19 protein-coding genes and 1 pseudogene are annotated in these 17,406 nt (G+C 66.1%); 11 read left to right on the top strand and 9 right to left on the bottom strand.

What is annotated here, in order from left to right; all coding sequences use genetic code 11:
* Window positions 1–57 precede the first annotated feature (57 nt).
* Entirely contained in the window at window positions 58–657 is a 600-nt protein-coding gene (recR, locus tag FDW83_RS13925; protein WP_138138676.1) for a recombination mediator RecR, read from the top strand.
* A gap of 27 nt (window positions 658–684) precedes the next feature.
* Here recR and FDW83_RS13920 read toward each other — a convergent pair whose 3' ends face one another.
* Window positions 685–1,776: a hypothetical protein gene (locus FDW83_RS13920; protein WP_240720985.1), complete on the bottom strand. Its 1,092-nt coding sequence runs from the start codon at window positions 1,774–1,776 to the stop codon at window positions 685–687.
* Window positions 1,777–2,104: 328 nt separating this feature from the next.
* Here FDW83_RS13920 and FDW83_RS13915 point away from each other — a divergent pair, with 328 nt between their 5' ends.
* On the top strand, window positions 2,105–3,463 hold the full coding sequence (locus tag FDW83_RS13915) for an aspartate kinase (protein WP_138138675.1): 1,359 nt from the start codon (window positions 2,105–2,107) through the stop codon (window positions 3,461–3,463).
* Between the two features lie 97 nt (window positions 3,464–3,560).
* Here the strand turns inward: FDW83_RS13915 and FDW83_RS13910 are convergent, their stop codons facing one another.
* Window positions 3,561–3,776, bottom strand: a complete 216-nt coding sequence (locus FDW83_RS13910; protein WP_138138674.1) for a hypothetical protein — start codon at window positions 3,774–3,776, stop codon at window positions 3,561–3,563.
* A gap of 151 nt (window positions 3,777–3,927) precedes the next feature.
* Window positions 3,928–4,170 carry a hypothetical protein gene (locus tag FDW83_RS13905; protein WP_138138673.1) on the bottom strand — a complete coding sequence of 81 codons (243 nt, stop codon included), beginning with the start codon at window positions 4,168–4,170 and terminating at the stop codon, window positions 3,928–3,930.
* 76 nt (window positions 4,171–4,246) lie between these two features.
* Between FDW83_RS13905 and FDW83_RS13900 the strand changes: the two are divergent.
* The 4 genes and pseudogenes from FDW83_RS13900 to FDW83_RS13885 all read left to right on the top strand — a co-directional run bounded on the left by FDW83_RS13900 (window position 4,247) and on the right by FDW83_RS13885 (window position 6,581).
* Window positions 4,247–4,714, top strand: a pseudogene (locus tag FDW83_RS13900) (MarR family winged helix-turn-helix transcriptional regulator).
* Window positions 4,715–4,778: 64 nt separating this feature from the next.
* A complete protein-coding gene (locus FDW83_RS13895) occupies window positions 4,779–5,339 on the top strand; it encodes an SSI family serine proteinase inhibitor (RefSeq protein WP_138138672.1) in 561 nt (186 codons plus the stop codon).
* Window positions 5,308–6,249: a 3-methyladenine DNA glycosylase gene (locus FDW83_RS13890; protein WP_138138671.1), complete on the top strand. Its 942-nt coding sequence runs from the start codon at window positions 5,308–5,310 to the stop codon at window positions 6,247–6,249. The genes FDW83_RS13895 and FDW83_RS13890 overlap by 32 nt, the downstream gene beginning before the upstream one ends.
* Complete coding sequence (locus FDW83_RS13885) at window positions 6,246–6,581, top strand: serine protease inhibitor (protein ID WP_138138670.1); 336 nt, start codon at window positions 6,246–6,248, stop codon at window positions 6,579–6,581. The genes FDW83_RS13890 and FDW83_RS13885 overlap by 4 nt, the downstream gene beginning before the upstream one ends.
* A 74-nt stretch (window positions 6,582–6,655) precedes the next feature.
* Here FDW83_RS13885 and FDW83_RS13880 read toward each other — a convergent pair whose 3' ends face one another.
* Together FDW83_RS13880 and FDW83_RS13875 are read right to left on the bottom strand one after the other, a co-directional pair.
* Window positions 6,656–9,763 carry a S8 family serine peptidase gene (locus tag FDW83_RS13880; protein WP_138138713.1) on the bottom strand — a complete coding sequence of 1,036 codons (3,108 nt, stop codon included), beginning with the start codon at window positions 9,761–9,763 and terminating at the stop codon, window positions 6,656–6,658.
* Window positions 9,764–10,041: 278 nt separating this feature from the next.
* Complete coding sequence (locus FDW83_RS13875) at window positions 10,042–10,227, bottom strand: hypothetical protein (protein WP_138138669.1); 186 nt, start codon at window positions 10,225–10,227, stop codon at window positions 10,042–10,044.
* A 256-nt stretch (window positions 10,228–10,483) separates the two neighbouring features.
* Between FDW83_RS13875 and purS the strand changes: the two genes are divergently transcribed.
* The 4 genes from purS to FDW83_RS13855 all read left to right on the top strand — a co-directional run bounded on the left by purS (window position 10,484) and on the right by FDW83_RS13855 (window position 14,749).
* Window positions 10,484–10,735: a phosphoribosylformylglycinamidine synthase subunit PurS gene (gene purS / locus FDW83_RS13870; RefSeq protein WP_050056479.1), complete on the top strand. Its 252-nt coding sequence runs from the start codon at window positions 10,484–10,486 to the stop codon at window positions 10,733–10,735.
* Between the two features lies 1 nt (window position 10,736).
* Window positions 10,737–11,510, top strand: coding sequence for a phosphoribosylformylglycinamidine synthase subunit PurQ (gene purQ / locus FDW83_RS13865; protein ID WP_138138668.1), 774 nt, complete (start codon window positions 10,737–10,739; stop codon window positions 11,508–11,510).
* On the top strand, window positions 11,507–13,816 hold the full coding sequence (purL, locus tag FDW83_RS13860; RefSeq protein ID WP_138138667.1) for a phosphoribosylformylglycinamidine synthase subunit PurL: 2,310 nt from the start codon (window positions 11,507–11,509) through the stop codon (window positions 13,814–13,816). The genes purQ and purL overlap by 4 nt, the downstream gene beginning before the upstream one ends.
* A gap of 117 nt (window positions 13,817–13,933) precedes the next feature.
* Complete coding sequence (locus FDW83_RS13855) at window positions 13,934–14,749, top strand: GDSL-type esterase/lipase family protein (RefSeq protein ID WP_138138666.1); 816 nt, start codon at window positions 13,934–13,936, stop codon at window positions 14,747–14,749.
* Between the two features lie 5 nt (window positions 14,750–14,754).
* Here the strand turns inward: FDW83_RS13855 and FDW83_RS13850 are convergent, their stop codons facing one another.
* From FDW83_RS13850 to FDW83_RS13835, 4 genes are read right to left on the bottom strand one after another with little or no spacing between them, the layout of a single operon-like run.
* Entirely contained in the window at window positions 14,755–15,048 is a 294-nt protein-coding gene (locus FDW83_RS13850; RefSeq protein ID WP_138138665.1) for a DUF503 domain-containing protein, read from the bottom strand.
* Window positions 15,048–15,365: a putative quinol monooxygenase gene (locus FDW83_RS13845; RefSeq protein ID WP_138138664.1), complete on the bottom strand. Its 318-nt coding sequence runs from the start codon at window positions 15,363–15,365 to the stop codon at window positions 15,048–15,050. The genes FDW83_RS13850 and FDW83_RS13845 overlap by 1 nt, the downstream gene beginning before the upstream one ends.
* Entirely contained in the window at window positions 15,362–15,916 is a 555-nt protein-coding gene (locus tag FDW83_RS13840) for a DUF1990 family protein (RefSeq protein WP_138138663.1), read from the bottom strand. The genes FDW83_RS13845 and FDW83_RS13840 overlap by 4 nt, the downstream gene beginning before the upstream one ends.
* A complete protein-coding gene (locus FDW83_RS13835) occupies window positions 15,913–16,326 on the bottom strand; it encodes an MmcQ/YjbR family DNA-binding protein (protein WP_138138662.1) in 414 nt (137 codons plus the stop codon). The genes FDW83_RS13840 and FDW83_RS13835 overlap by 4 nt, the downstream gene beginning before the upstream one ends.
* Window positions 16,327–16,372: 46 nt before the next feature.
* Here FDW83_RS13835 and FDW83_RS13830 point away from each other — a divergent pair, with 46 nt between their 5' ends.
* The gene (locus FDW83_RS13830) at window positions 16,373–17,401 is read left to right on the top strand and encodes an isopenicillin N synthase family oxygenase (RefSeq protein ID WP_138138661.1); all 1,029 of its coding nucleotides are present in this window, start codon (window positions 16,373–16,375) and stop codon (window positions 17,399–17,401) included.
* Window positions 17,402–17,406: the final 5 nt, after the last annotated feature.

Genomic DNA, 17,406 nt, shown 5'->3' with positions numbered 1-17,406 from the left:
GGCCACTCCGGGACCTGGCGCCTAACCCGCTATCCAAACCAAGCTAAAGAGGGAACTGTGTACGAAGGTGCTGTCCAGGAGCTGATCGACGAGCTCGGACGCCTTCCGGGCGTCGGGCCGAAGTCCGCCCAGCGGCTGGCGTTCCACATTCTCGAGGCGGACCCGGAGGACATGAAGCGGCTGGTGGAAGCCATCACCACCGTCAAGGACCGCGTCAAGTTCTGCACTGTCTGCGGGAATGTCACCGAGCAGGAGCTCTGCAACATCTGCCGCGACCCCCGACGGGATACCGCGGTCATCTGCGTCGTCGAGGAGTCCAAGGATGTCCTGGCCGTGGAGCGGACACGATCTTTCCGGGGGCGTTACCACGTGCTGGGCGGTGCCATTAATCCCATCGCAGGCATCGGGCCCGAGCAGCTGCGGATCCGCGAACTCCTGACCCGGCTCAATGACGGCGCCATCCAGGAAGTCATCATTGCCACCGATCCCAACCTGGAAGGCGAAGCGACGGCGACCTACCTTGCGCGCATGCTCAAGACGATAGGCATAACCGTCACCAGGCTTGCATCCGGCCTGCCCGTCGGCGGCGACCTTGAATACGCCGATGAGGTCACGCTTGGCCGCGCCTTCGAGGGCCGGCGCAATGCCCTCACCTGATACGCCGCATCCGTCCCGGCCGGGTGGCTAGGTCCCTGACCGATCACGACGCCGGGCGGCGGCAGCGTGCGCACCGGCCAGGAGCGCGCCTGCCAGGACTGCCTGCAGCAGGAGCCCCACCGCGGCCACGGGCATCCGCACCGCATCCGGGCTGCGCGGTTCCCCGTTCACGCAGGGGACCTGCGTCCCGTCTGCCGCTTCCTGGAAGGCCGACGAGAGCCACCCCAGCAGCTCAGGACCTGTTCCGGGCTGCCCGGCCAGCATCACGAACACCACGCCGGGGCTTACGGCAGGCAGCCACATAATCCGCTCTGTGCGGTATACCTCCATTGTCCCTGCCGGTATTCCCGAGCATTCGTAGGCGGTGGGCGTTCCGTCCTCTGACCGTTGCACATTCAGGGCAACGCTGACCGGTTCTTCCGACCGCACGGCAGGGACCAGGAGGGACCCGGCAACCACGGTACCAAGAATCAGGAACAACGCCAGCAGCCAGCCGAAGATGCGCCGGCGCACAGCTCCCCGCCCAAGCGCCGCTACCCCTGCCCCCATGCTTCCGAACAGGACACCCTCCGCCGCCGCTATGCCGGCTGACACTGCCGCCACCGTTGCCGGCAGGCCCGCGGCGAAGGCCTGGACCAGCAGGGTCAGGAGAATAAGCACCGCGAGCACCAGACCCTGCAGAGCGGTGGTGAGCACGGCAGGAAACATGCGGGCGCCGGGAATCCTGCTTGCCACCCGGGCGTATGAAGTTATGCCCCACTGAACCGCCGCCATCGCGGCTGTGGCAGGAAACAAAAACCCCACCAGCAGGTACATGAGCTCCGGAACAGGCAGCCACTCCGCTGATCCGTCGGCTGTTCCCGGCAGGAGCACAAGGCCGGCCGCCACCATCCATGTGGTGCAGACGGCTCCCACGGCTGCTGCCCAGAAGCGCAGGGTCCGCAGGGTCACCGCCCAATCGGCCGCGGCCGTCAGCACTTCGGCCCGAAACCCGGAGCCGACGCGCCGGGAGGCGCCGTCGTCACCCTCGGACTGGACCCGTCCGCCCTGCCGGGGACCAATCGGCTCAAAGTAGTGCTCAGTAACCGGGTCAAGAGCGGCATCCCGTTCGTGGGCCATGCGCAGCCCCGCCTTTCCGTGGACAGCCCCAGCCCCGGTGATGGCCGGTCAGACCGGCCCTGGTGGTACTACTGCCTCCATGCTGGTCCAGCCCGGCCACCCTGTCCAGGCATGGCACCGGACCCCGCCACCGGCCTACACGATGCCGGGTGCCGCGGGCCAAGCGCCGGGCAGGGGTCCGGAGCGCGCGCCAGCCCGGCGGCCTGCCGGCTGAGTTCGGGTCACAATTCCACGCCGCACTGCACGCGGCGATAAACTGTCGGAGGAAGTCCCGCCGTTCCGGCGTCAGGCTGCCTGGCCTCCACACCGATCCAATGAAGGTACGCGCATGAGTACGCCCACCACCGAAGTGCACAAAGCAACCCAGCCGCAGGTGCTGCCCACGGGCCGTGCGGTGACCAAACAGCTCATCGTGCAGAAGTTCGGCGGGTCCTCGGTGGCTGACGCAGACGGCATCAAGCGGGTGGCCAAGCGTGTGGTCGACGCGCAGGAGGCCGGCAATAAGGTAGTGGTTGTGGTCTCCGCCATGGGTGACACCACCGACGAACTCCTTGACCTCGCCGCGCAGGTGACCGATTCCGCTCCCGCCCGTGAATTGGACATGCTGCTGTCCGCAGGCGAGCGCATCTCCATGGCGCTGCTGGCAATGGCCATCAACAAGCTGGGTGCCTCCGCGCAGTCCTTCACCGGATCCCAGGCCGGCATGATCACGGACGGTATCCACGGCAAGGCCCGGATTATCGACGTCGATCCGCACCGCATCCGCACCGCACTGGATAAGGGCAACATCGCCATCGTGGCCGGCTTCCAGGGTATGAGCCGGGCCACCAACGAGATCACCACGCTGGGCCGTGGCGGCTCGGACACCACGGCCGTGGCGCTGGCAGCCGCCCTGGAAGCCGACGTCTGCGAGATCTACACGGACGTTGACGGTATCTTTACCGCCGATCCGCGCGTGGTTCCCTCGGCACAAAAGATCGAGACCATCTCCAGCGAGGAAATGCTCGAGCTGGCCGCATCCGGCGCAAAGATCCTGCACCTTCGCTGCGTCGAGTACGCCCGCAGGTTCGGCGTGCCCCTGCACGTCCGCTCCTCATTCAGCCAGCACGAAGGCACCTGGGTCATCCCCAGCGCCGAAGACAAGATCACCACACAAGAGGGAGTTGCCTTGGAGCAGCCAATCATCTCCGGCGTTGCACACGACCGTTCCGAAGCCAAGGTCACCGTTGTTGGTGTTCCGGACATCCCCGGCAAGGCGGCCGCCATCTTCCAGGTCATCGCAGACGCCCACTCCAACATCGACATGATCGTGCAGAATGTGTCCACGCACGGCACCGGCCGTACGGATATCTCGTTCACGCTGCCGATCGTTGAGGGCGCCGACGCCCTCGCCGCCCTGCACGCGGCGCAGGACCAGATCGGCTTCGAAAGCATCGAGTACAACGAGCAAATCGGCAAGCTTTCGCTGATCGGTGCTGGCATGCGCTCCCACCCGGGGGTTTCCGCCACATTCTTTAAGGCCCTGTCCGACGCCGGCATCAACATCAACATGATCTCCACCTCGGAGATCCGCATCTCCGTGGTCACCCACGCCGACCTGCTGGATGAAGCGGTGCGCGTAATCCATAAGGCATTCGGCCTGGATGTCGAACAGGAAGCCACCGTTTACGGCGGCACTGGCCGGTAGCCTGGCTGCGTAATTACGTCAAAAGCCGGTCCGCCATTCCGTATTATCGGACGGCGGACCGGCTTTTGACGTTAGTGCGGGATGCCGGGCCGGTTGCCTAGGTATACCGCTCAAGGTCCTCGCGGCGGACAGCGTAATGGTGGCCGGACGAATCGGTTTCCACCACGAAGTGCGAGAGATCCTCCTCGGAGGCCTGCTCGAACTCGTCATGCTTGTGCACTACTGGCGAATCGACGTCCAGCCGGGCGGCAGGCCCGAAGAAAAACCGAAGCCTCTCCGTAACGTTCATTAACCCGCTGACTACATGTGCCACTGTTTCCCACCCCCTTCCCGGTAATCGGGCCGAAAGCTGCTGCCTCATGGGGGAGGCAGTGCCCTAATTTTACGCCCCCGGGCAGGAAACGGAGCCGGGCGCAAGGCAAACCGGGGCCTGCAAGGCGGCCCGCGGAACCAGTGCCGGCGGATCAGCGCAGGGACTTGTCCTCCGGGTTGCGGGGCACCACATAAGTACTGCCGTCCGGCCGGGAAACCGTTTCCCACTGCTGCGTTTCCGCCTGGCGCTGCGCCAGCAGCCTGCGGTTCTCATCGGTCATTTCGTGCACCAGGGAGGAGCGGTTGGCCGGACCGAAGATTGCGCGCAGCTTGCCGGTAGCCCGCATGAAGCGCTGTGATGCGCTGCCCTTGTGTTCCACGTTGCCCTTGCCCATGTGCCGGCTCCTTCCGCTGTCACTGCTGCGCCTAAACTGTGCGCTAATAATTAATGCACTGTCAATTGGAGGCGCCATGACGACTGCCGTAACGCCAGCTGCGGCGCAGGAAGAGGACCTGCTCCTGGAACACCAGCTCCGTTTCGCCCTGACGGTGGCGGCCAGAAGCGTTGTGGGGGCCTATAAGCCCGTCCTTGAGAAGCTCCACCTGACCCACCCGCAATACCTCGTCATGCTGTGCCTGTGGGAGAACAGCCGCGGACGGTGCGGAACATCAGTGAAGCACTGGCGCAGGACCCGGCCACCATCTCACCCCTCCTGCGCCGGCTGGAGGCCGCTCGGGCTCATCACCCGCGGCCGGGCCAATGGCAACGAGTGCGCGTTGGCCGTGGACCTGACGGCCTAGGGAGCGGCCCTGAGGCAGCAGGCCCTTGAGGTTCCAGGCACCATGATGGAACGGCTTGGGCTGACCCGGAGCCAGGTCACCGAACTGCACGCGTCCATGATGGGACTTATTGCCGCAACCTCGGAGGGCAATTCCTGACCGCCCCCAGGGCCGGGAGGACAACGCTTGCAGCTAGAATCGAAGGATGGGAAGGCACCCGTCAATGCGTGAGATATGGCCGCAGCTGGCAGCACTGGCAACCGCTGCCGCATTGTTGTCGTCCTGCTCAACCGCGCCGGTCGGCGGCTCCGCTGCGTCTTCGGCCCCGGTTACGTCCCCGTCAGCGGCAGCCGGTGCCACGCCGTCGCCATCTCCAGACACGGAAACATCCGTCCCCGCGCCCGCCCCCGAAAACTCCGCGCCTCCGGCAGGTCCCGGGCAGGGCAACGCGGAGCTCGCTATCACGGTCATACCCGCTGAGGGTGAGCCGGAGGTCAGCTACACGCTGGTGTGCGAGGCCGGCGTACCGGCCGCAGAGAGCAGCCATCCTGCACCTGACGCTGCCTGCGCTGCCATCCAGGAGAACCCCTCCTTGCTGAGCCCCAACACCCGCAGCACTGCGCAGGCGTGCACGCAACAATACGGCGGGCCCCAGACGGCCGCCGTCTCCGGCGTTGTGGACGGAGTGGCGGTGGACGCGGAATTCGCGCGTACCAACGGCTGTGAGATCAGCGCCTGGGATGCGGCCAGGGATGTCCTGGGCCACGCCGGTGGAGCAGCTTAGGGTCCTGGCGGCGGACGAATGGCGGGCACTTGAGGATGCCCACCAACAGCGTGTCAGCCGCTACGCCGACCCCTACCTTGCACGGCGCTCCGCCGGGCAAAAGCACCCCGTTGAGGACTTCCTCTTCACCTACTACACCCAGAAACCCGGACAGCTCCGCCGCTGGCATCCCGGTGCGGGCACCATCCTGCTGGGGGACAAGGCAATAGCCCGCGCTGAATGGAAGCACTACAGGAGGCTCGACGACGGCGCGCTCGCCTCTCTGGGGCTGCCTGCGGGCAGCACTGCGGTTACCGTTGACGTGGCCGGCTTCCTTGCCGACCGCAAGGAAGCGGTGGCGTTTGCCGGAATCATCCTCCGGAACACCGCAGCCCGGCCCGCGCAGTTTGGCTGCTTCGGCCTGCACGAGTGGGCGATGGTTTACCACCAGGACAGGTTCGACCTGCGGCACGAATACCTTCGACTGCGGCTGGGATCTGCAGGAACGGACAAGGTGGTGGAGGACAACCGGATCCGCTGCACGCACTTTGATGCCTTCCGCTTCTACACACCTGATGCCACTGTCTTGAACGAGTTCGCACCGAGCCGCGAAAACCAGCGGCACATGGAGCAGCCGGGCTGCCTGCACGCCAACATGGACCTGTACAAGTGGGCCTACAAGCTGCTGCCCCTGCTTCCAAGTGAAATGGTCATGGACTGCTTCGAACTCTCCTGGCGGATCCGTGCCATGGACATGCAGGCGTCCCCTTACGACCTGGAGGAGTGGGGCTATCCCGCGATCGCCATCGAGACACCGCAGGGCAAGGCCGCCTATGTGGAACACCAGCGCTCTTTCGCCGCCGAGGCCGCGCTGCTGCGGCAAAGGCTCGCCGGGGCGCTGTCCGCCGCAACGGCGGTCGAAGCCCGATGATCAACCTGACCATCAGGCTAAGGGAGGACCCGGGCTCCGTCGAACACGTATTCCGGCTGGCAGCGGAGGACGGGATACTCTCCGACGCCACCACCCTTCCAAACGCGGAAGCAGCGCTGATGGTGGTGCAGGAGTTCGGAGAGCGGATCTTTTTCCCGCAGCCCGGACCGCCCCGGCTCTGCACGCAGCAGTATGGCGGACCCCAGGTGGCGGTGGTCACCGGAACCTTCCATGACCGCCCGGTGGAAGCGGTGTTTAAGCGGACTGACGGCTGCGAAATTTCCCGGTGGAACACCATGGCGCCGCTGTTCGGCGGTGGACGGGACGTCTGACGCGGGGCACGGGTTAACGGAAGGACCCCGGGCGGTGGCTGCCGCCCGGGGTCCTTTTCTTTTCGATTAGCTTGTCAGGCCGCCGGCACAGTCTGCGCCAGGGCAATGGGAGAGCCGCCGGCCGGAGCCCGGACAGCCGCGGCCCCCACCTGGACGGTGATCCAGGTGCGGATACCGTTGCCGCCAAGGGTCAAGCGCGAGGCATAGGTCCCGTCGGCCAACCCTGCCCAGGAGAGAGCGGCTGAGGTGGCAGTGCCGTTCGGAGCGCTGATGGGGTTGGGTTCCACCGCAAGGTTTCCGGCACTGCCGGTGAAAGTCACGGCCTGGACGGTTGCCGTCGCCGCCCCGTTGTCCGGTGTCGAGTACAGGTTTGCCACAATGTAGTACGTCCCGGCCCGCGGTGCCTCCAGGTCCAGGAACTCGCCGGCGGACGCCGTTGCCACCTGCGTGGCCGTCAGCCCGCCGGAACCATTCGGCCCATATACCACCATGTCCCAGTCAACATCCTCGGGCTGGGCCTGGATGCCCAGCCGGGCGAAGGTTGCATTTTCCGGAACGTTCACCTGCAGCAGGGCATTATGCGTGTCATTGGTGGGCGCGTACTCACCCGGCGTCTTGGTGATGGCAGTCTGGCTCAGGGGTGCCAGACCTTCCACCCCCACCGGGATGGGCGTGCCCGAGCCCGAGACCAGTTCCATGGTTCCGCTGCCGGAGCCGGCGGGGGAACTGAAGGAGAACGACGGCGCGATCTGGGCGTCCACCGGCCGGACGGCCAGGGGCGAAGTCACAGTGCGCGGGCCCTTCCAGGTCAGCGTGCCCGTGCTGAACTTGCCTATTGGACCATTGACGTTCCGGATGGTCAAAGTCACCTCGCGGGTCTGGCCCGCCTTGGCAAAGTTGAGTGACTGCGGTTCCACCTGGACGTTGAAGCCCGGCAGGTCGATTTCAGGACGGTACATACCGGGCACCAGTGCGGTCAGCTGGCGTTTGACCTGGACTTCGCCCACCAGGCTGCCCAGGGCGATTGACGGCACATTAAGGTCGCGGGCGGCGATGGCTCCAGCCTGCGGAGCACCCGTCTCCATTCCCTGGCCGTTGAGGAAGCCCAGCCAGTCCCGGATGCCGGAGTTGTAGACGAGGCCCGGATCGAGGACGCGCGTGGAGTCGATGTGGCCGGCTCCGCCCTGGAACGGATCCCTGTTGGGCGAGCCGTCCGGATGGACCAGCGGGTAGGCCGTGGTCATCATGGCGGACTTCACCGTGGCCGGCGTCCAGGCGGGCTGCCTGCTGAGAACCAGGGCGCCGAAACCTGCAATGTGCGGAGCTGCCATGGAGGTGCCGGACATAAAACCGAACTGGTCGCCGCCGTTGCCGATGGTGGAGACGCCGGCCAGCACGTTGACCCCGGGGGCTGCCACGTCCGGCTTCAGCAGGTCACTTCCTGAGGCAAGTGTGGGACCGCGTGAGGAGAAGCCTGCGATCTGCGGCGCCGGTGCAGCCGGTTCGCCCGTCAGGTCGCCCTTGACCAGGCTGACTGTCAGCCCGGGGTTTGCCTCAAGCTTGGACTTCATTTCCAGGCTCTTGGGTGCATTGACGTGGACGGTGGGCAGCGCATGGTTGTCCGCGTCCTCCGAGCTGCTGGTGAGGTTTACCAGGATCATCCCTGCCCCGCCCTTGTCCAGGACTTCCTGGCTTTTTGCCGTCCGGTCGATCACACCGCGGTCGCACACGACCACCTTGCCGGCCACCTTCGCCGGGTCCAGTGAGCCCGGTCCACACAGGTTGGCGCCTGTTGCTCCCGCCGCCGCAGCACCGGCGGCGAGGATGACGGACTTGTCCACCACCTCCGCCTTCATGATGGACGCACCGCGGTACAGCGAGCCGTCGGAGACCTTGACCGTTCCCAGCAGGTCGCTGGGGAATGTGGAGGCTGCGACGGTGGTGAGCCACGGCGAGGCGTGGTTGACGGTGGACGCCGTGGGCCCGGAGTTGCCGGCGGAGGCCGAGACGAAGACCCCGGCAGCGGCAGCGTTCAGGAATGCCAGGGCCACAGGGTCAACGGTGCTGTTGTTGTTGCCGGAGATGGAGTAGTTGAGGACGTCGACGCCGTCCTTGATTGCAGCCTCCACCGCCTCCACCGAGGCGGAGGAGTAGCAGCCGCCGGTGTCCGGGTTCGTGTCTTCCCAGCACACCTTGTACACGGACACCTTGGCGGCCGGCGCCACCCCGGAGCTCTTGCCGAAACCGGATCCGTCGATGACCTGCTCCACGTTGGCGTTGCCGGCGGCAGTGGTAGCCGTGTGGGTGCCGTGGCTGCCGACGTCCACAGGCGAGATCAGCTCTTCGGGGGCACGGTTCCCGGGCGTGACGTACTGGAGGAACGAGTCCGCGAAGTAGCGGGCGCCGATGACCTTGGAGTTGCACAGGGAGCCGTCAAACCACGCGCCGGTTCCCTCACCCTTCTGGCAGTCACCCTCGAAGGTGGTGCCGTCGGCCTTCAGCATGGCTATATTGCCGTCGGCGGTGCGGTAGGGAACGCCGACCTGGGCAGGACCTTGGAGGGGCTGCACCGGGTCGCCCTGCAGGAAGGGGTTGTCGGGAGCGTAGCCGGAGTCTATGACGCCCACCACCACACCCTTGCCCGCGTTCGCTTCGCCGCCGAACTGCTTGGCCCAGGCACCGTTGGGGCCGGTGAGCCTAAGGAAATCCGTGGTGGTGTAGTCCAGGCTGTTTTCCACGTCCGGGGCTACCGCCAGGACCCGGTTGTCCTTTGCGAGGGCAGTGGCCTGCGCTGCGGTGAGCGCAGCCGAGAAACCGTTAAGGGCCGCAGTGTAGTGCTTGGCAGGTGTGACGCCCTGGCTTGCCGCCACTTCACGCTGCTGCTTGCGGAGGTGCGCGTCATAGGCCTTGTAGTTGGCACTGCCGGCGTCAAGCTTCCTTCCCTTCTGCGGCTTGGTCGCCCCGAGGCCGGGAGTCTCCCCCTCATAGGCTGCTGCAGCAGCGCCGGCCAGCACCACAATGTACCGGCCGTCCTTGAACTGCGCAGCTCCCGGACTGGTTGCGGCCGTCCCCTTGTCCTGGCTGGCCGGCGCCGCAAGGGCGGGACCTGTGGCCATTGCGCCCAGGAGGAACGGCAAACCGACGGCCAGGGCCGCCGCCTTCCGGAATCCCCCGTCCCGGATGGGGTTTCTTCCAGTTGATCTCACGTGCAACCCTTTCATGATGTACCGGCCCACCAAGTGCTGCGGACCGGAAACGACAGGCATGGCACATCGAGTTACAGATCTTGTAAACCGGTGAGACCAACCGGTTCAAACAGTACAGAGTGAGAGCGGAATATGACATAGGGCGTAACCGGGTATTTTGCGCCTGTCACAGGAAGCCTGGGGCATGGACGGCGAGCACGAAAAATGGCGCCCCCGGGGCGCCCTATGTCACTGAAGAAAGAATCGGGATCGGCTTACTGCCGCGGCGTCCGGACAACGTCGCTGATCCACTGCCGCGTCTTCTCGTCAACGGGACCGGCAACCCGATTCTGCCGGGCCAGCCGGTCCGCCTTCACCTTCTGCAGCACCATCCTGCCGAGGCCCGCGAACACGGCCGCAGCGACCATCGGCAACAGGACGGACTTCGATTTTTCTGTCATTCAGCAATCCTAGTGAAGCCGTCCCGGCAACTCCAGAACCAGGGCCTGCGAAGCCCCCTTGTGGCGCAGGCAAGCGCTGAAGGAGGCTGCAAACCGCCGAATACAGGTATGGCCATTCCGGCCGGTAGAATGGTATGGCAAGCTCGCGGAGCGCCCGTCCTCACTGTTGACCACATTGTCCCCAGCACCCCGGTACGGCGTGAGACGGCATCACTCCGCTGCGCCCTTACCCAAGCTCACGCACAGGAGTTACCGGATGCCCCGGATCGTTGTTGACGTCATGCCCAAGCCCGAGATTCTGGACCCGCAGGGGAAGGCAATTGTTGGCGCTCTCCCCCGGCTGGGCTTCACCAGCTTCAGCTCTGTCCGCCAGGGCAAGCGTTTCGAACTGACGGTCGACGGTGAGGTGACCGAGGACATCCTGGCCCAGGCCCGCGACGCCGCTGCCACCCTCCTCTCCAATCCCGTCATCGAAGACGTCGTCAACGTCGAGGTCGTCGAGGCCTGAGATGACTGAACTTCCCCTGCTCGGCGAAGCCATCGCCGTCGCCGCCGAACCGCGGCTGGCCGGCGCGCGCATCGGCGTTGTCACCTTCCCCGGGACCCTTGATGACCGCGACGCCGCCCGTGCCGTCCGCCTCGCCGGCGGCACCGCCGTCGAACTCTGGCACGCCGATACCGAACTTGGCGACGTGGACGCCGTCGTTATTCCCGGCGGCTTCTCCTATGGCGATTATCTGCGCGCCGGCGCCATCGCCCGTTTCGCCCCGCTGATGTCCAGGATCATCGACGCCGCCAACAGCGACGCGAAGCTGCCCGTCCTGGGCATCTGCAACGGCTTCCAGATCCTCACCGAATCGCACCTGCTGCCAGGTTCGATGATCAAGAACGACCACCTGAAATTCCTGTGCCGCGACCAGGTCCTGCGGGTGGAGAACAACGCCACCGCCTGGACGCTGGACTACCAGGCGGGCCAGGAAATCACCATCCCGCTGAAAAACCAGGACGGCCAGTACATCGCGGACGAGAAGACCCTGGATGCCCTGGAGGCCGAGGGCCGCGTGGTGTTCCGCTACGTGGGCTTCAACCCGAACGGCTCCCGCCGCGACATCGCCGGCATCTCCAACGAGGCCGGCAACGTGGTGGGCCTCATGCCGCACCCCGAGCACGCCACCGAGCCCGGCTTCGGCCCCGAATCGCTGGACGGCATCGGCGGGTCGGACACGGACGGCCTCGGCTTCTTCACCTCCGTTTTGACCAAGATTGTGGGAGGCGACAAGTGAGCATCGAAACCACCAAAAAGTTCAACATCGACACCGTCGAGAACGCCGCTAAGACCCCGGACACCGAGCTGCCCTGGGCCGAGCTGGGCCTGAAGCAGAACGAGTTCGACGAGATCGTCAAGGTCCTGGGCCGCCGCCCCACCGGCGCCGAGCTGGCCATGTACTCCGTCATGTGGAGCGAGCACTGCTCCTACAAGTCCTCCAAGAACCACCTGCGCCAGTTCGGCGAGAAGGTGACCCCGGAGATGAAGAAGGACATGCTGGTGGGCATCGGCGAAAACGCCGGCGTGACCAACCTGGGGGACGGCTGGGCCGTAACCTTCAAGATCGAATCGCACAATTCGCCGTCGTTCGTTGAGCCTTACCAGGGCGCCGCGACCGGCATCGGCGGCATTGTCCGCGACATCATCTCCATGGGTGCCCGCCCGGTTGCCGTCATGGACCCGCTGCGCTTCGGCGCCATCGACCACCCGGACACCGCGCGGGTAATGCACGGTGCTGTTGCCGGCATCGGCGGCTACGGCAACTCCCTCGGCCTGCCGAACATCGGCGGCGAGATGGTCTTTGATTCCGTGTACCAGGGCAACCCGCTGGTGAACGCGCTGGCCGTTGGCGTCATGCGCCATGAGGACATCCGCCTGGCCAACGCTTCCGGCAAGGGCAACAAGGTGGTCCTGTTCGGTGCCCGCACCGGCGGCGACGGCATCGGCGGCGCGTCCGTCCTGGCCTCCGAGTCCTTCGACGACACCAAGCCGTCCAAGCGCCCCGCCGTCCAGGTGGGCGACCCGTTCGCCGAGAAGGTCCTGATTGAGTGCTGCCTGGAGCTGTTCAAGGGCTCGCTGGTTGAGGGCATCCAGGACCTGGGAGCGGCAGGCATCTCCTGCGCCACCTCGGAGCTGGCCTCCAACGGCGACGGCGGCATGCAGGTTGAGCTGACCTCCGTGCTGCTGCGCGACCCCACGCTGACCCCGGGCGAGATCCTGATGTCCGAGTCGCAGGAACGCATGATGGCCGTGGTCAAGCCGGAGAACGTGGAAGCGTTCGAGGCCGTCATGGATAAGTGGGCTGTTGAGTACGCCTGGCTCGGCGAAGTGACCGACACCGGCCGCCTCATCATCACCTGGGACGGCGAGGTGATCGTCGACGTCGATCCCCGCACCGTTGCACACGACGGCCCGGTCTATGACCGTCCGTACGCCCGGCCCGAGTGGCAGGACGGTGTCCAGGCTGACACGTTCACCGGCTCTGTGCAGGACGCCGGCCGCCCCTCCGCTCCGGCCGAGCTGGCCGCCGCCGTGACCGAGCTCGTGGCATCCCCGAACATGTGCTCTAAGTCCTGGATCACCGACCAGTACGACCGCTACGTGGGCGGTAACACCTCCATGGCGTTCCCCGACGACGCCGGCGTGGTGCGCGTGGACGAGGAGACGGGCCTGGGTGTTGCTTTGGCCACCGACGCCAACGGCCGCTACACCTACCTGGATCCGTACCACGGTGCGCAGCTGGCACTGGCCGAGGCGTACCGGAACGTCGCCACCTCCGGCGCGGTTCCCATGGCCGTCAGCGACTGCCTGAACTTCGGTTCTCCCGAGGACCCGGACGTCATGTGGCAGCTCGCCGAGGCCATCCGCGGCCTGTCCGACGCCTGCCAGGTGCTGGGCATCCCGGTCACCGGCGGCAACGTGTCCCTGTACAACCAGACGGGCACCACCCCCATCCACCCCTCCCCCGTGGTGGCGGTCCTGGGCAAGCTCGACGACGTCGCCCGCCGCACGCCGTCGGGCTGGCGTGAGGACGGCCAGGCGATCTACCTGCTGGGCACCACCGCTGCCGAGCTGGACGGTTCGGAGTGGGCCAACCTGCGCGGCCACCTGGGCGGCCAGCCGCCCAAGGTGGACCTCGAGGCCGAACGCGCCCTGGGCGAGATCCTGATCAACGCGTCCCGCGACGGCATGATCGACTCCGCGCACGACCTCTCCGAGGGCGGCCTGGCCGCAGCCCTGGTGGAGTCCTCCCTGCGTTACGGCGTCGGTGCCCGGATTGCGCTGCAGGACATCCTGGACCGCGACGGCGTGGACCTGTTCACGGCGTTGTTCTCCGAGTCGCAGGGCCGCGCCATCGTGGGTGTCCCGCGCTCGGAAGAGGTCCGGTTCACTGACATGTGCAAGGCCCGGGGTTTCGCCCACGCCCGTATCGGCGTGGTGGACGCGGCCAGCGGAAAGCTGGAGATCAACGGCGTGGACAGCATGCCCCTCGATGCCCTGCGCGAAGCCCACGAAGGAACCCTGCCGAAGTACTTCGGCTGATCCTCCCCACCTAACGCATCCTCCCCACCCAACGCAACCGAACCGCGGCGGTCCGGACCTCGCACCCCACACGGGCGCAGAAGTCCGGAACCGCCGCGGTTCGGCTTTAATCAACCTATGGGCAAGGTGGCGAGGTTCCTGGCACTGCTGATGCTGCCGGCCCTCGTCATCGTCGCGGCGGCGCCGACTCCGCAGGTGCCTGAAGACGGCTACCCGCGCAGCATGGCTGCCCTGGGCGACTCCATCACCCAGGCCAACAATGCCTGCTGCGGCCCGGGCGACCGCCCGGAACAATCCTGGTCAACAGGTAGCGGCGCGGACGACGGCGTTATCAGCCACTACGAACGGCTCCTGCAGCTCAATCCCGGAATCAGGGGACAAAATTTCAATAACGCCGTCAGCGGGGCGAGGGTGTCCGACCTGCCCCGCCAGGCAGCCGCAGCCGCCAGCCAACAAGCCGAATACGTGACGATCCTGGTGGGCGCCAACGACCTCTGTGCGGCTTCAGCGGGAAGCATGACGGCGGTTGACGCCTTCCAGGCCAGTGTGGACGAGGCCCTGGCCATCCTGGACCGGATGCGGCCGCGACCGCTGGTCTTCGTGAGCAGCATTCCCAACCTTTACCAGTTGTGGGATGTCCTGCAGGACGACCCTGCCGCACGGGCAGCCTGGTCCGCGGGACTTTGCCCGTCGATGCTCGCTGGCTCCAACACGGAGGAGATGCGCCGGCAGGTGGTCGAGCGCCAACTCGCCTTCAACGCGGTGCTGGCAGAAACCTGCGCGCGGTACGAGCGCTGCCGTGATGATGGCGGGGCTGTCTACGCCCACACATTCGCTGCCAGCGACATCAGCACCCTCGACTACTTCCACCCGGGTGTCAGCGGCCAGGCCCTCCTTGCCGGGATCACCTGGAACGAGGCCTGGCAACGCTGACAGGATCAGTCCTCGCTGTGCAGCTCCCGTTGCCGGGCGCTGAGGAGTTCGATCTCGGGGCGGCCGGCCACAAAGCGGTCGACGGCTTCAAGCACCTCCACGAGGTGCGCCCGGTCTGCTGCCACCATGCCCACGCCGACTTTGGTGCGCCGGTACTGGTCGTGGTCCCCCACCTCGGCGACGGACACATCAAAGCGGCGCTTGAGTTCGGCGAGCAGTGGCCTGATGACGGACCGCTTTCCCTTCAGGCTGTGGACATCGCCGAGCAGGATGTCGAACTCGATCCAGCCGATCCACATCAGATGGTGAGCTCCCCCATCCGATCCCAGCCATCGCCGTCGAGCTGGCGGCTGATGATCCTGGGGGTTTCGGCGAGGGCCTGGCGCATGTCCTCAAGGCCCTTCCTGAAGTGGTCGCTGTTGACATGGTCGCCCGCCGCGTCGTCCTTGAAGGCCTCAACCAGGACGTACTCATCCGGGTCTTCGAGGCTGCGGGACCATTCGAACCAAAGGTTGCCCGGCTCCGCGCGCGTTGCCCGCGTGAAGTCGGCAACGAGGTCCGGCCACCGCTCCGACCAATCCGGCTTGACCTTGAACTTGACGACGATGAAGATCACGGGGATGTTCCTTCCGAGGCGAGTTGGCGTGCCCCTTCAATGTACCGGGACGTTACGTAGCGCTGTGCCGCCCGGGTCACGAGTCCGCCCGTGGCATAAAACCAGTTGGCCGGCTTGCTGAAAGCCGTGATCCGGAGGGACACATCACCGGCTTTGTTAATGCGGACCTCAAACGATTCCTCGCCGCGCGCCGGGTGGCCGGGCAAGGTCCCGTAGCCGAAGCCGGCTGACTGGGGCGTGCCGTCCGGCAGCGGCTCCCGGACCCACACCACCTGGCATGGGGCAGGCAGCCGGAAGGGTCCGATGCCGAATCCGCTCACCACGCGTGCACCGGGCACAACCGTTGGTGAATCCGCCTGCACGCGCAGGCCGGCCCGCCGGTGCAGGTCCCAGGCGAGGATCCCAACTGCCACGCGGCGGTAAACGTGCATCCCGTTGCCCAAATGCGCCTCTTCCAAAACCTGGGCATACCCCTGCGGCACCGTCCCCTGTTCGGTGCTCCCCACACCCGGGTAGTTCAACGCACCTTTCGCCACCTGCCTGCCGGTCAAGAGCCCCCACCTTCGGAGCCTGCGAGCCGCGCCCAGCCCAGCTGTTCCTGCTGCTTCCGGCTCAGTCCGGCAACAACGAGGTCATAGGAATCCTCCACCATGTCGCGGACCATGCTGTCCGGCAGCGAACCGTTCAGCCGGACGCCGTTCCAGTGGGTCTTGTTCATGTGCCAGGCACCCGTGATCTCTGGATGGGCGGCGCGCAACTGCACCGCCAGGGACGGCTCACACTTGAGGTTCACGTAGAAGTCACGAAGATCCAGAGAGGACAGTGCGAACAGCTTTCCTTCCTGCCCGCCGCCGGCGGTCCGCGCCCGCACCTTGAATACAGCCGTCTCCGGTCCAAACGGATAGTCCTCGTAGGTGCCGGGAAACGAGAGGCAGATTGCCCTTAGCGCGTCAGGGTCCATGCAAGACAGCCTATAAAGCGGGCCGGAGCGGTGCTAGTCTGCGAGGATGTCACACGATCAGGGCCCCATACCTGTTCTGGACCTGAGCACCGCAAGGCAGCCCTACGGGTCTTTCAGTCCGGAATTCATCGAGCAGTTGCGCTACGCCACCCATAACGTGGGCTTCTTCCAGGTCACCGGTTACGGAGGGTCCCCGGGGCAGGCCGAACACCTGCTGGACGTGATCCGGCGTTTCTTCGACCTGCCCCTCGAGGAGCGCCTGAAGCTCGATAACCGGCTGTCCCCGCACTTCCGCGGATACACACGCATGGGCACGGAGGTGACCCAGGGCCGGGCGGACGCCCGGGAACAAATCGACTACTCCCCCGAACGTGAACCTGTCATCGACTACCCGCCGGATGAGCCGTACTGGCTGCTCCAGGGGCCCAACCTGTGGCCGGACGAGTCCCTTCCGGAGCTGAAGCCCGCTGCAATGGAATGGGCCGGGCTGATGTCCACGGTGGGCATGGAACTGCTGCGGGCCATCGCTGTATCCCTCCAGCTTCCCGAAGACTACTTCGACGAGCCTTTCCGTGACGCCCCGGCGTGGATGGGGAAACTCGTGCACTACGTAGGCGGCGTGGTGGAGGAAGCCGGCGACCAGGGCGTGGGCTCGCACGCGGACTACGGTTTTGTCACCCTCCTGCTGCAGGACCAGGTGGGCGGACTTGAAGTGCAGCCTCCCGGCACGTTGGGCTGGCTGCCCGTTGAACCCATTCCCGGTGCCTTGGTGGTGAACCTGGGCGAGATGCTCGAGGTGGCCACCGAGGGATACCTGGCGGCCACCATCCACCGCGTGCAGGCTCCCCCGCCGGGCGTGGACCGCTACTCCGTGCCCTTCTTCTGGTCGCCGCGGCTGGACGCAGTCATCGAGCCTGTCCCGCTGCCGCCGGAGTTGAAGGCGGCGGCCAGGGGCATCACGGACGATCCCGCCAATCCCCTGCTGGCCACCTTCGGGCTCAACATGCTCAAGGGCCGGATGCGGGCGCACCCGGATGTGACCGAACGCCACTACCCGCACCTGCTGAAGCGATAGGTACG

Source organism: Pseudarthrobacter sp. NamE2 (assembly GCF_005796205.1).
Classification (GTDB): domain Bacteria; phylum Actinomycetota; class Actinomycetes; order Actinomycetales; family Micrococcaceae; genus Arthrobacter.
The sequence above is the reverse complement of the archived record's forward strand: the minus strand, read 5'-3'. Positions and strand labels throughout refer to the sequence as shown.

Excerpts from the sequence above, each read along its gene's own strand:
- FDW83_RS13835 (WP_138138662.1), bottom strand. The coding sequence starts at position 16,326 with ATGGACCCTGACGCGCTAAGGGCAATCTGCCTCTCGTTTCCCGGCACC.
- FDW83_RS13895 (WP_138138672.1), top strand. The coding sequence starts at position 4,779 with ATGCGTGAGATATGGCCGCAGCTGGCAGCACTGGCAACCGCTGCCGCA.
- FDW83_RS13915 (WP_138138675.1), top strand. The coding sequence starts at position 2,105 with ATGAGTACGCCCACCACCGAAGTGCACAAAGCAACCCAGCCGCAGGTG.
- FDW83_RS13830 (WP_138138661.1), top strand. The coding sequence starts at position 16,373 with ATGTCACACGATCAGGGCCCCATACCTGTTCTGGACCTGAGCACCGCA.
- FDW83_RS13875 (WP_138138669.1), bottom strand. The coding sequence starts at position 10,227 with ATGACAGAAAAATCGAAGTCCGTCCTGTTGCCGATGGTCGCTGCGGCC.
- purQ (WP_138138668.1), top strand. The coding sequence starts at position 10,737 with ATGACTGAACTTCCCCTGCTCGGCGAAGCCATCGCCGTCGCCGCCGAA.
- FDW83_RS13920 (WP_240720985.1), bottom strand. The coding sequence starts at position 1,776 with ATGGCCCACGAACGGGATGCCGCTCTTGACCCGGTTACTGAGCACTAC.
- FDW83_RS13850 (WP_138138665.1), bottom strand. The coding sequence starts at position 15,048 with ATGTGGATCGGCTGGATCGAGTTCGACATCCTGCTCGGCGATGTCCAC.
- FDW83_RS13890 (WP_138138671.1), top strand. The coding sequence starts at position 5,308 with ATGTCCTGGGCCACGCCGGTGGAGCAGCTTAGGGTCCTGGCGGCGGAC.
- FDW83_RS13885 (WP_138138670.1), top strand. The coding sequence starts at position 6,246 with ATGATCAACCTGACCATCAGGCTAAGGGAGGACCCGGGCTCCGTCGAA.
- FDW83_RS13905 (WP_138138673.1), bottom strand. The coding sequence starts at position 4,170 with ATGGGCAAGGGCAACGTGGAACACAAGGGCAGCGCATCACAGCGCTTC.
- FDW83_RS13855 (WP_138138666.1), top strand. The coding sequence starts at position 13,934 with ATGGGCAAGGTGGCGAGGTTCCTGGCACTGCTGATGCTGCCGGCCCTC.
- purS (WP_050056479.1), top strand. The coding sequence starts at position 10,484 with ATGCCCCGGATCGTTGTTGACGTCATGCCCAAGCCCGAGATTCTGGAC.